Below are 12,263 nucleotides of genomic sequence, written 5' to 3'. Positions count from 1 at the left end.
ACAGAGGGTTTTTTTATAGCTGCTACATTAAGGTCTCCCACCTGACGGCAAGCGCTAATCGCGCATATATTGATGCATCTGGGCCGCCGACATGTCCCACTGGCTTCCTTCAAACGGGGGCATATAGCTGCCATCATCTTCGCCAATCTCAGCGGCAGTGAGCTGATTGAGTTTATCGTTCATAGTCATTAACAGATCCCGGTATTTCTCTGGCTCCCGGGCGAGGTTATGATTTTCTTCGGGGTCGTTAACCAGATCGAAAAGTTCAACATCATTATTCTCCAGCAGTTCGGCCAGGGTAGCAGGAATATGATGCTGCTTGAGCGAAAAGTAGCGGGCAAATTTATAGTGTCCATCGTTGATCATACGGATCCCTGAGCGATGGGAAAAATCAGGATGGAGTGACGCGATCGCTTTTTTAAATTGATCGTGCGGGAGTTTTTCTCCAGCCAGCTTTCTGAATTTTGCCGTGTATTGCGCATCCATATACAGGATCATGCCGTAACAATAAAGCGAACCCGGACGCAGCGCATTTAAGCCCGCTTGCTCAGGATGCGCCAGTAATGGGCTCATATCCCGGCCTTTTCTGCCCTCCAGGACTTTCTCTCGCAGCGAGCGATCGCGTCCAGTCAGACCAATCAGGGTCGGTACTAAATCCAGATGATTGGTCAAACTGTTGCAGCGGATATTTCCCGGATACGCCGGATGGCGAATGATCATCGGCACATGGATCTGCTCTTTGTACACCGAGGAACCTTTACCATGCATCTGGTGGGAGCCACCGAGTTCCCCATGGTCGGCGGTAAAGACGATAATCGTATTTTGCGTCAGCTGCAGGTTATCCAGCTCATTGAGAATCGCCTCAAGATGCAGGTCATTGTCGCGAATACAGTTGAAATAATAATCCAGTAATTTGCGCCAGCGCCGGTCTTCATCGGGGAACTGTCCCTCCATCACCGCCCTGGCATTCTGGTACTCTTTATGGGCGGCAGGTCTGCCAGGCTCATCGAGCGACTGATGGCGGTTTGCAGGCAGCGGATAGTCTGGCCAGCTTTGCTGATAGATTTGGTTGTGCGGGGGTTGGGTTGGCAGCAGGGTGTGGTTTTCTTTATCCATTGGCCCTTTCCACTGCACCTGCTCACCATGCTCATCGGTGTCGATAAACATGACATCGTGGGGGTTAACCAGGTTTACTGCCGCGAACCAGGGCTTATTTTCATCATTCAGCGGGCGGCCGGTGTTACGTAGCCAACTAATGGTCTGCCCCGTGGTGACTGAATCAAAGAAATAGCCGCCCTTACTTTTCCCGATGACATCGCCAATGCCGTGATAATCAGAGAAACCATACTTTTCCATAATTTCATGCAGTCGCGGCGTCGGGATCTCGCCCAGGTCCATTTCTTCTACCGATTTACCAGCGACCGGCTGATCGATCTCCCGGGTAAGATGCCATTTACCTTTATACGCCGTGTAATAACCCAGTTCACGCATCATATGGCCCACGGTACGTAATTCCGGGTCCAGATCGTAATTCATCCAGGGGAAGCCAAGATTATCAAACATCCGGGTGTGCGGCATATGGAGCCCGGTGTACATGACAGAGCGCGATGGCGTACAAACGTTGGCCGTGTTCTGATGATTGGTAAAAGTGATACCCGTTTTCATCAGGCGTTCCCGGCCCGGCACCGGAAAGGGATACCGCTCGAAATAACGTTTCTGATCGCATGTTATTAGTAAAATATTGTAGCCTTCGGGCAGTGTGTCAGGGATTTCGCCGGTGAAAGGAATATCCCATGCCGCTTTCGGGGCGGCATTATTTTGTGCGGCGTTTCCCGTCTCTGGTAACAGGCTCACGACAGCGGTAATCCCCAGACCTTTGAGGAGATCGCGGCGATTTCCATCTATTTTATTTGGTTCTTTCATCTTCAGACTCCGTTAATTGTAATATATTTTGCCGAATCTCCGGGATAAGACTCATAATGAGCGCGGGCGGCTGGCAATTTAATAAAAGCCTTCTCATGACGTTCATATAGGGCGTGATATGGCCGAAAAAGGTTAAATAGCCGCTGCACAGGTAATTCTGTGCTTCGTCGTCATGGATGGTAAAACGGTGTTTAGGGCATCCTCCATGGCAGGCAAAGCGCCAGTGGCAGCCCTGACAGCGGGCAGAGAGTTGGCCCTTTTGCTTCCCGAACTGTTGCTGAAATGGCGAGCTCGCCATCGCTGCCATAGCATCTTGCTTCAGATTACCCAGCTTATATTCCGCTGAGACAAAGTGATCGCAGCTGTAGACATCGCCGTTTTGCTCCACCAGTAAACTCTGCCCACAGACAGGCTGCATGGTGCAGAGCGTGGCGGGCTGGCCGGCCCATACGCCGAGCAGATTATCAAAGTACTGGATAAACACCCTGCCAACATCGTTTTCCAGCCAGTCGTCGAAAACACTGCACAAAAATTTGCCCCAGCCCTCAGGGGTAATTGACCAGGGAGCAGGGGAGTCAACGAGAGGAATAAACTGGAGATGGTGAAGGTTTAGCTCGCGGCTCAGGCAGCGATAGAGACTTTTCCCCTGGCTTGCAGACTGGCGGCTGACCACCACCATGGCATTCACCGGAACGTCATGCTGCTGCAGGCAGCGTATGGCCTGCACAACTTTTTCCCAGGTGGGTTTTCCGCAGCCCGTCGTACGCCAGGTGTCGTGGAGTGACGCAGGGCCATCAATGGATAATCCGACCAGAAATCCATGACGACGCAAAAAACGAGCCCATTTATCGTTCAGCAAGATGCCGTTGGTTTGCAGGCTGTTGGCGATGATTTTGTTACCACGGTAACGCTGCTGGAGCTCGACCACCTTTGCAAAAAAATCCAGCCCGCATAAGGTAGGCTCACCGCCCTGCCAGCAAAACTCGACGTTTTGCGAGGGGGTCGATGAAATGGTGTTGTGAATGTACGCTTCCAGCGTGAGGTCGTCCATGGTGGCATACCCTGGACGCGGAACCTCGTTTTCCAGATAGAAACAATACCGACAGGCCAGATTGCATCGATTGCCGCCGGGTTTTGCTACGGTATTAAAATTAGCGCTCATTCTTTGCTATTCTCGAACGTTTTCGATGAGGAAGAGAGTAAAGCTAATTGTGTTACCGGAGGTGTGGCTAATGTTACCGATGGCGACTGGCTTTATTTTTTGGATCATTATGCAAGCGAAAAATACAGGCGGTATCGTTATTTTTCGCAGGTGACAGCATGCCCTGCTATTCTCTTAAAAATTTCATCATTGATTTAGTGAATGTATTTTCATTAAAAATTTATAATATGAATAATGCTTGCCATATGGCTATAAACGCAGGCGTAAATTATCAAGGGCGTAGTGATCCACGTTTACTCTTCAGCAAGGTTGTTTTTGGCTATCGGTTGGTCAACGGCCGCTGCCGGATATTCTACATTACGTTCATCCTGCGCCTTACCCGCCTCGCGCACCATCGCCAGCGCCAGTCCGGCAACGATCAACGTTAACCCGGTGGACACCCACATTCCGCCGATAATGCCCAGCCGGTGGTTCAGCCATGCGTAGGCAAAGGGTGAAACAGCTGCCATCAGTTGCCCGGGGATCAGCAGGAGACCCGTGCGGCTGGCGTAGCTTTCTGCGCTAAACAGCGCCAGCGGCAGCGTCGCTTTGACAATCGTCACCAGCCCGTTAATCGCGCCATAGCCCAGCACAAACCCGGCTGCGCATCCGGCATAGGTCGTGCTGCTCAATCCAAGGAGAAAACAGAGCGGCATGGCGAGCGCAGTAAAACGCGTTAGCGTGAGTGAGGTGACCCGGGGACCGGCCAGCACTTCCCCCAGCCGGGCGCCGGTCTGGCCGAATCCCCACAGCACACCGACGGCAACCGGCAGACCAAAGTGGCTGATAAACTCCGGCAGATGGGTAGAGGTACCGTTAGAGATGAAGGTGATCAGCGCAATAAAGATCGCGTAACGCGCCCCGTTACGCCGGTCGCCCTCTGCTGTCGCTGGCGAGGCTGGTGATTTCGCCGCTGAATTGAGCCGCTGGCGAGGCAGTTGATAACTCAGCCATGCGCTCAGCAGGCCAAACAGCGCATAGATCCGCAGGGCATTCTGCCAGGGCATGATGGTTAATAACGCCTCGCCCAGCGGCCAGAAGAGGGCAGAGGCCAGACCGCCAGCGAGAGTGATATGAGAGATAGTTTTCCGCGCCTGCTGACCGTACAGATTCACCACTGCGGCGAACAGCGCATCATACAGTGAGAGCCGCATGCCGATGCCGGTCAGCAGCCAGGCGCCGTACCAGCCGGCCAGCGAAGGGCGCCAGGCCATCATGGCGCAGCTGGCGGCTATCAGTAAGGTACCGCTGGTGACCACCAGCCTTCCGCCAAAGCGAGCCAGCAGCCTGGCAACGAACGGGGAGACAGCGGCCATCATCAGCATCGCAAGCGTCAGGCCGAGATAGATCTGCGGCAAGGACCATCCTTTGTCGGCGGCGATAGTCCCGGCAAAGGTGCCGGGCATATAAAAAGAGATCCCCCAGTTGATGAGTTGCTGACCGCCCGCGGTGAAGGCAAGGCGTCGGGGAATAGCGTTTATTTCCATGGTTTTTCATTCCGTTAAGACAGTTGTCCTGAGCATACCCGGCAGGCTATTGTTCTGGCAGAGCGGCCACCTTATGCGCGGTATAAGAGAAACTTTTATGACAACACTGAACCTGGGAAATCTGGCGACCTTCCGGCTGGTCGTACAGCGCGGCAGCTTTTCTGCCGCCGCCGACGCGCTGGGGATCTCCCAACCTGCCGTCAGCCTGCAGGTACGTCAGCTGGAGCAGTTTTTACAGACCAGGCTGCTGGAGCGAACCGGACGTGGGATCAAGGCGACGGCGGCGGGAATGGCATTGCTGGCCCACAGCGAGCAGATCGATCGGGCGGTGAATAGCGCGGTGCAGTCGGTCAGCGCATTCAGTCAGGAGGTTAATGGATCGTTGACGCTGGGGACCGGCGCGACGGCCTGCATTCATCTTCTTCCACCGCTGCTGCAGCATCTTCGTCAGCAGCACCCGCTGCTGACGGTGGGGGTGACCACCGGCAACACGCTGGATATCGTCCGCGCGGTGGAAGAAAACCGGCTCGATCTCGGGCTGGTCACGCTGCCCGTGCAGGGGCGCAGTCTGGCGGTGACTGCGATGTTAGATGAGGAGTTCGTGACCATCTATGCCAGCCGCGAGACGGAGATGCCGGCGGTTTATACTCCCGCCGAGCTGCAGGCGCAGCCGCTCATTGCCTTCGAGGCGGGTAGCGGCACGCGGGATCTGATTGACCGCTGGTTCCGCTCGGCGGGACTGGCGGTGACGCCGGTAATGCAGTTGGGGAGCATCGAGGCGATTAAGCGCATGGTGCGGGCAGGGCTGGGCTACAGCATCGTGCCCCGCATGGCGGTGGAGCGGGTGGAGGATCGCGACGGATTACGCATACACTCGCTGGCGCCGCGGCTATACCGACAGCTGGCGGTAGTCATGCGTCAGGACAAAATTGTGACAAAAGGTATCGCTGAAATGCTGCGCCTGCTGCATACCGTGCGCTTATAAATCGCCGACGGCAAAATTACCGCATCAAAGACAGTACTTCAGCAGCGAGCGGCTCTGCCTGCGGAGTGTGGCGCTTGCAGTATTAGAATCAAAGGATTACTCGCGGGGGGAGGGCTCGACGGTGAGCGATGACTCCTGCGACGCTTTTTTATCCTGATGATGGTACCAGGCGCCGATGGAGGAGTAGACAAAGCGTCCAAAGAAGAAGAGAAAGCTGATAAGCAGTACGATACGGGTCATGCGACGGTTAAATCGATGTCGTTTACGCATACTGGGTGCCTGACTCACAAAAGGATCCTTGAAGTATACCCGAAGATGGGCGATGGGGGTATTAAGGCACAGGAACGAGATGGGGTCAATTGATGCAGATGTAAAAGTGCGGCAGTGAAAACATTAATTAATGTTATATAAGATAATCGTCGTATTTACATGCTCACTTTATTAGCCGTGAAATGTCGGGAAAAATAAGATTTATTAATGTTGGCGTCAGCATTTGTTGATTTATATCAATAGTCTCCTTCTCTTGGCCACTAAAATCAGCGGACGTTACCGTATCGTTATTATTTACGCGGTCAGCATGGGTGGTTGGATGCCTGCCTGAATATGCCTCGCGGGAGCAGAGGCACTCTGTAGAGCACCTATGAATTTATTAAAATACTATCAACAATATCGCGACAAGTGGTGGGCTTTACCGCTCGTTCTGCCTGCGCTGTTATTACCGGTCGCCAGATGGGCGAATACCTACACCATGCTCAATGGTCATATGGTATTTTTGTATTATCTTCCCCTGGCGCTGGTGCTCAGCCTGATGATGTTTTTTGGTTGGGCGGCGATCCCTGGCATTATTATTGGCCTGCTGTTAACTCTGGCCCACGGCATGATGCTTGAGCAGTCCATCGGTGTACTGTTCCATTTCCTTATCCCCTGCGTGCTCTGCTGGGGCGGCTACCGCATTTTTGTCCCCCAGCGTCAGCAGGTCTCACACGGCAACGTCCGACTGATGCCGCATCGTCTGTTCTGGCAAATGCTGCTCCCCTCGGTCATTTTTCTGATTTTGTCACAGATTGCCGAATATCTTGGACTCCATCCGCGCACAACGGAAATGACCGGCGTTACGCCATTTAGTTTACGTTCATTAATCACCTTTCAGGCGCTAATGGTAGGGTGCCTGACCGGCATGCCGCTGTGTTATTTTGTGTTAAGGGTCATTCGTAATCCTTTTCATTTACGCGGCTTTATTTCTCAGGTTCGCTTACAAATTGATCCAAAAATAAAAAAAATTGAAATCATTTGCTGGGCGACGGTATTAATTCTGCTACTGTGGCTATTATTGATGCCGCTTAATGATAGCAGCACCATATTTAGTACGAATTATACGTTGTCATTGCTGATGCCGGTGATGCTCTGGGGTGCCATGCGTTTTGGCTATCGCTTTATCTCACTGATCTGGACGCCGGTGCTGATTGCCGTGATCCATTTTCATTACCGTTACTTACCAATTTACCCAAGCTATAACACCCAGTTGGCGATCACCTCATCAAGCTATCTGGTATTCTCGTTTATTGTCGCCTATACGGCGATGCTGGCGACACAGCAGCGGCTGATCTACGCTCGCGTCCGGCAGATGGCCTTCCTCGACCCGGTGGTTCATATGCCGAACTTGCGGGCGCTGAGCCGGGCGCTCAACGGCACGAGCTGGTCGACGCTCTGTTTTCTGCGCATTCCTGAGCTTGAACTGCTGGGGCGCCACTATGGGGTACTTTTGCGAATCCAGTATAAGCAAATGCTGGCGAACCACCTGAGAACGCTGCTGCAGCCCAACGAAGCGGTATATCATCTTGCCGGTCACGATTTAGTGTTCCGTCTCAATAGCGAAGGGCACCAGGCGCGCATTCACTTAATTGACCGCTCCCTGCGACAGTTCCGTTTCCACTGGGACGGGGTCCCCCTGCAGCCGCGGATCGGCATGAGCTATTGCAACGTTCGCTCGCCGGTCAAGCATCTGTATTTACTGCTTGGCGAGTTGAACACCATTGCCGACATGTCGTTAGCCAGCGGCCATCCGGAAAATTTACAGCGCCGCGGCGCGGGCCATGTTCAGCAGGATCTGAAAGATAAAGTCGTGATGATGAACCGCATTCTCAAAGCGCTGGAACATGACCATTTTGTCCTGATGGCGCAGCCTATCCAGGGCATTCGCGGCGATCGCTATCATGAAGTGCTGGTGAGGATGGAAGGGGAGTCGGGTGAGCTAACGGGGCCAAACGAGTTCTTGCCGGTGGCGCACGAGTTTGGGCTGTCCACGCGGGTGGACCAGTGGGTTATTGAGCATACGCTGGCCTTTATGGACGCCAACCGGCGGGCGCTGCCTGGTCTGCGGCTGGCGATCAATCTTTCTCCGGTGTCGCTGAGCCGCAGCCAGTTTCCTCAGGAGGTCGAAGCGCTGCTGCAGGCCTACAACATTGAGCCATGGCAGATTATTTTCGAGCTGACCGAGAACTACGCGCTCAGCAATCCCGAGCTGGTCTGCCAGACTTTAGAGCATCTGCGGGCGCTGGGCTGCCGGGTGGCGATCGATGATTTTGGTACCGGCTACGCCAGCTACGCCCGGTTAAAAACAATGAACGTCGACATTCTTAAAATCGACGGCAGTTTTATTCGCAATCTGCTTGCCAGCAGTCTTGATTACCAGGTCGTGGACTCTATTTGTCGTCTGGCGCGTATGAAGAACATGCAGGTGGTGGCCGAATATGTGGAGTCGCCGGAAATACGTCAGGCGGTCATCACGCTGGGGATCGATTATATGCAGGGCTATGATATCGGGGTACCGGTACCTCTGACGCAGTTGGCGGAGGAGATGACCGGCTGAGCAGCAAAAAGCCGGGCGTAAGCGCCCGGCTCGGTTGATAGCCAGAGATACGATCAGGCGTCTGGCTCTTCTTCAGCAATCTTCAGCATCCATTCCGGCACGCCTTCCCAGTACTGTTGCTCTTTTTCCAGATCCAGCAGCACCAGCGCATTCTGGCTAAACCAGTTGTGCGGAAACGTCAGCGTCCAGTGGTGAGCTTCCGTCTGCAGGCGCAGCGTCGGCGGCGTAGTGGTAGCCTGACGCTGGTTATTCAGCAGTACGCCCAGGCGCAGTAGCTGAATTAGCGGCAGAAACTGCTTTTTCCTGAATAGCGTAAAGCGCGGCAGATCGTCGAGCTTGATCGCTTTGCGATGATAGCGTACGAGGGTGGCCATCAGCATCTGCTGCTCCTGATTGAAGCCCGGCAGGTCGCTATTTTGGAGAATGTAGGCCGAGTGACGATGCATGCCGCTGTGGTTGATATTCAGCCCTACCTCATGGAGCATCACCGCCCATTTCAACAGCGCCGCGAGGTGCGGATTGGCCAGCTTGGGATTCTGCTCCTGCCACTGCTCCAGCATCTGGGTGGTAGTTTCCAGTACCCGGCGCGCCTGTTCGCGATCGATGTTGTACTGATTTGCCAGACTCTGTGCCGTGCGGCTACGAATATCCTGGTGGCGGAAGCGGCCTTCCATCTCGTACAGGACACCTTCGCGCAGCGCGCCATCGGACAGACGAAGTTCTTTGATGGCCAGCGCGTCAAACACACCGCAGAGGATCGCCAGCCCAGGCGCAAAGACCGCTTTACGGTCTTCTGAGAGACCGGGCAGACTGAGCGCGTCGAAGTTTTTATGCTTCAACAGCTCATTTACCAGCATCTCGAGGCGCTCCGGCGTAATAAATCCGTCCTTCTCGCCCATCGCCACCAGCACTTCCTGGGCGGCTTTAATGGTGCCGGAGGCGCCCAGCGCTACGGTCCATCCCTGAATACGGAACTGCCAGGCCAGCGTCTCCAGTTTCTGCACCGCCGCCAGGCGCGCGCGCTGGAAGTTCTCTTTATTGATAACGCCGCCAGGGAAATAGGCCTGCGAGAAGCTCACGCAGCCCATGCGGCGGCTTTCCACCAGGCGGGGCTCAAAATCTTCGCCAATGACCAGCTCGGTTGAACCACCGCCGATATCAATCACCAGCTTGCGGCCGCGCTCCGGCTGCGTGTGCTCAACGCCCATAAAAATCAGGCGCGCTTCTTCATTACCGGAGATGATCTCGATTGGGTAGGGGATCACTTTTTCCGCGCGTTTAAGAAACTCCGCCGCGTTGGTCGCCTGACGCAGCGTATGCGTCCCGACGATACAGACGCTGGAGGGGGAGAACCCCTGCAGGCGTTCGGCAAACAGCGACAGGCAGTTCAGCCCACGGGTCATGGCTTCTTCGCTCAACACCGAGTTTTCATCGAGGCCATCGGCCAGATGTACGCGCTGTTTCAGGCGTCCGATGATCTGCATGGCGCCGTCGACGACACGGGCGATCACCATATGAAAACTGTTCGAACCAAGGTCAACCGCAGCGAACTCCTGCGGCCGAGGGGTGTTATCGTTTATTGGCATAGGTTAGTCGGGTTGTTCGAGTGATTTGAGATAATCGTAAATCGCCATTTGCGCGCGCACTTTACGGCGATTGCCGCGCGGCACATAGCGGTTACTCAGTTCTTTATCAAGATAGCGCGCTTTTACCGTATCGTTGAACAGGATATCAAAAATATCCAGCACCCGCTGCTTCAGACGCGGATCGAGCAGCGGAGCGGCAACTTCGATGCGATAATCGATGTTACGCGTCATCCAGTCGGCAGAGGAGAGCCAGACCTGTTTATCGCCACCGTTTTCAAAACAGTAGACCCGGTCGTGCTCGAGGAAACGGTCCACAATACTGATGACGCGGATATTTTCGCTGATACCTTCCAGACCCGGGATCAGCGAGCACATGCCGCGGATCAGCAGATTAACCGGCACGCCGGAGCTGGAGGCGGCATACAGTCGGTCCACCAGACCTTTATCCACCAGATTGTTCAGCTTCAGCGTAATCCCGGACGGTTGCCCGTTTTGCGCATTGGCGATCTCGCGATCGATCATCTCATACAGCAGACGACGCGAGTTCTGCGGCGACACCAACAGGTAGTCGAAGCTAACCGGACGATAGGGGTTCTCGATAAAGTTAAACACCCGGCGGACTTCATTGGTAATGCGCGCATCGGCGGTTAACAGCGAATAGTCGGTGTAGATCCGCGCCGTCTTCTCGTTAAAGTTACCGGTGCCGATGTGGGCGTAGCGCACCACCTCATCGCCTTCTTTACGCGAGATAAGGAACAGCTTGGCGTGGATCTTCAGACCTGGCGCAGAGAAGATAACGTGGACTCCCGCTTCCGTCAGGCGTTTCGCCCAGTGAATGTTAGCCTCTTCATCGAAGCGCGCCTGCAGCTCCACCACTACGGTGACTTTCTTACCGTTGTGGGCGGCGTGGATCATCGCGTCAATAATGCGCGAATCCTTGGCCACGCGGTAAATGTTGATTTTGATCGCCAATACGCTGGGGTCGAAGGAGGCCTGACGCAGCAGCTCCAGCACGTGCTCAAAGGTGTGATAGGGATAGTAGAGCAGCACGTCGCGTTCGCGAATGGCGTCGAAGCCGTTGCGGAATTTATCAAACCACAGATGACGCAGGCGCGGCATGGGCTTATTGACCAGATTGGCCTTACCGACGTTCGGGAAGCCGATAAAGTCTTTAAAGTTGTGATAGCGGCCGCCCGGCAGCATTGAGTCGTAGTTGGAAATGGAGAGCTTATCGCGCAGCATTTCGACCATCGCATCCGGCATATCGCGCTGGTAGACGAAGCGAACCGGCTCGGCGGTCAGGCGCTGCTTGAGGCTGGAGGACATCAGCTCCATCAGGCTCGACTCCATCTCATGCACCAGATCGTACTCGGCGTCACGGGTCATCTTCATCGAGTAGGCGTTCAGCGCATCGTAATCAAAGAAGCCTTTAAAAATATCGTCCAGGCAATAGCGCAGGATGTTATCCAGGAGGATCATTGGCTTGCGGCGACGCGGCGCTTCCGGCGGCAGGTTCACGAAGCGCGGCACTTTATCCGACGGTATTTCCAGCAGAGCATAGTTGATGTTTTCCCCGCGGATAATCTCCACCGCCAGATAGGTGTAATCATCTTTCAGGAACTGCACGAGGTCCGTTTCGCGGTTGATCAGGATCGGCGAGATATGCTGGCGTAAATACTGCTTGAAGTAGTTGCGCAGCCAGGCCTGCTGATTGACGGACAGCTGGCGCTCGTTGATCAGGAAGATCTGGTTACGCGCCATCTCCAGCAACAGTTCATTATACAGACTATCGAATTCCTGATCGGCCTTCAGAACGCGGGCCTGAATTTTGCCTAACAGGTGGCGAGAATGGGCGGTACTGCCTTGTTCTTCACTGATAATAATCCGGCGCTTCAGCTCAGCGAAGCGCACTTTGTAAAACTCATCCAGGTTGTTGGAGTAAATACCTAAGAAGCGCATGCGCTCAATCAGCGGGTTACTCTTGTCCGCCGCTTCCTGCAGCACGCGTTCGTTAAAAGACAACCAGCTGAGTTCTTTTTCGATGTATAGCTTTTCCTGGCCCATTACCGCTCACACTCCGTTTTACTCACAGGACGTAGACTATTATGACGAATTTTTCTGCATAGCGATTTACTGTGTCACAACAATATGACAGTAAGAAGAATTATTTCTGTGAGATGTTTGATTAGTAAACACTTTTAATTAAAAAAAG

At 54.1% G+C, this 12,263-nt stretch carries 8 protein-coding genes; 2 read left to right on the top strand and 6 right to left on the bottom strand.

Going from position 1 to position 12,263, the window contains the following annotated elements; all coding sequences use genetic code 11:
- Nucleotides 1–54: 54 nt before the first annotated feature.
- The 3 genes from RRF55_RS12915 to RRF55_RS12905 all read right to left on the bottom strand — a co-directional run bounded on the left by RRF55_RS12915 (nucleotide 55) and on the right by RRF55_RS12905 (nucleotide 4,611).
- Nucleotides 55–1,923: a sulfatase-like hydrolase/transferase gene (locus RRF55_RS12915; protein ID WP_130974931.1), complete on the bottom strand. Its 1,869-nt coding sequence runs from the start codon at nucleotides 1,921–1,923 to the stop codon at nucleotides 55–57.
- Nucleotides 1,907–3,085 carry an anaerobic sulfatase maturase gene (locus tag RRF55_RS12910; RefSeq protein ID WP_044245193.1) on the bottom strand — a complete coding sequence of 393 codons (1,179 nt, stop codon included), beginning with the start codon at nucleotides 3,083–3,085 and terminating at the stop codon, nucleotides 1,907–1,909. The genes RRF55_RS12915 and RRF55_RS12910 overlap by 17 nt, the downstream gene beginning before the upstream one ends.
- Before the next feature lie 293 nt (nucleotides 3,086–3,378).
- Nucleotides 3,379–4,611 carry an MFS transporter gene (locus tag RRF55_RS12905; RefSeq protein WP_044245190.1) on the bottom strand — a complete coding sequence of 411 codons (1,233 nt, stop codon included), beginning with the start codon at nucleotides 4,609–4,611 and terminating at the stop codon, nucleotides 3,379–3,381.
- A gap of 73 nt (nucleotides 4,612–4,684) precedes the next feature.
- Here RRF55_RS12905 and RRF55_RS12900 point away from each other — a divergent pair, with 73 nt between their 5' ends.
- On the top strand, nucleotides 4,685–5,596 hold the full coding sequence (locus RRF55_RS12900; protein WP_162879776.1) for a LysR family transcriptional regulator: 912 nt from the start codon (nucleotides 4,685–4,687) through the stop codon (nucleotides 5,594–5,596).
- A 96-nt stretch (nucleotides 5,597–5,692) separates the two neighbouring features.
- On the opposite strand, the gene RRF55_RS12895 is transcribed toward RRF55_RS12900, so the two are convergent.
- A complete protein-coding gene (locus RRF55_RS12895; RefSeq protein ID WP_004174861.1) occupies nucleotides 5,693–5,866 on the bottom strand; it encodes a YfgG family protein in 174 nt (57 codons plus the stop codon).
- A gap of 370 nt (nucleotides 5,867–6,236) precedes the next feature.
- On the opposite strand from RRF55_RS12895, the gene RRF55_RS12890 reads away from it, so the two are divergent.
- The gene (locus RRF55_RS12890) at nucleotides 6,237–8,465 is read left to right on the top strand and encodes a sensor domain-containing phosphodiesterase (protein ID WP_021469752.1); all 2,229 of its coding nucleotides are present in this window, start codon (nucleotides 6,237–6,239) and stop codon (nucleotides 8,463–8,465) included.
- Nucleotides 8,466–8,518: 53 nt separating this feature from the next.
- Here RRF55_RS12890 and ppx read toward each other — a convergent pair whose 3' ends face one another.
- On the bottom strand, nucleotides 8,519–10,051 hold the full coding sequence (ppx, locus tag RRF55_RS12885; RefSeq protein ID WP_002913839.1) for an exopolyphosphatase: 1,533 nt from the start codon (nucleotides 10,049–10,051) through the stop codon (nucleotides 8,519–8,521).
- Nucleotides 10,052–10,054: 3 nt separating this feature from the next.
- Nucleotides 10,055–12,115, bottom strand: coding sequence for a polyphosphate kinase 1 (gene ppk1 / locus RRF55_RS12880; protein WP_002913838.1), 2,061 nt, complete (start codon nucleotides 12,113–12,115; stop codon nucleotides 10,055–10,057).
- Nucleotides 12,116–12,263: the final 148 nt, after the last annotated feature.

This window comes from Klebsiella sp. K47 (assembly GCF_051858335.1).
In the GTDB taxonomy this organism is placed as follows: domain Bacteria; phylum Pseudomonadota; class Gammaproteobacteria; order Enterobacterales; family Enterobacteriaceae; genus Klebsiella; species Klebsiella pneumoniae.
The sequence above is the reverse complement of the archived record's forward strand: the minus strand, read 5'-3'. Positions and strand labels throughout refer to the sequence as shown.

What these genes read in the sequence shown, in the direction of transcription:
- RRF55_RS12915 (WP_130974931.1), bottom strand. Translation starts at nt 1,923, where the DNA reads ATGAAAGAACCAAATAAAATAGATGGAAATCGCCGCGATCTCCTCAAA.
- RRF55_RS12910 (WP_044245193.1), bottom strand. Translation starts at nt 3,085, where the DNA reads ATGAGCGCTAATTTTAATACCGTAGCAAAACCCGGCGGCAATCGATGC.
- RRF55_RS12905 (WP_044245190.1), bottom strand. Translation starts at nt 4,611, where the DNA reads ATGGAAATAAACGCTATTCCCCGACGCCTTGCCTTCACCGCGGGCGGT.
- RRF55_RS12900 (WP_162879776.1), top strand. Translation starts at nt 4,685, where the DNA reads ATGCGCGGTATAAGAGAAACTTTTATGACAACACTGAACCTGGGAAAT.
- RRF55_RS12895 (WP_004174861.1), bottom strand. Translation starts at nt 5,866, where the DNA reads ATGCGTAAACGACATCGATTTAACCGTCGCATGACCCGTATCGTACTG.
- RRF55_RS12890 (WP_021469752.1), top strand. Translation starts at nt 6,237, where the DNA reads ATGAATTTATTAAAATACTATCAACAATATCGCGACAAGTGGTGGGCT.
- ppx (WP_002913839.1), bottom strand. Translation starts at nt 10,051, where the DNA reads ATGCCAATAAACGATAACACCCCTCGGCCGCAGGAGTTCGCTGCGGTT.
- ppk1 (WP_002913838.1), bottom strand. Translation starts at nt 12,115, where the DNA reads ATGGGCCAGGAAAAGCTATACATCGAAAAAGAACTCAGCTGGTTGTCT.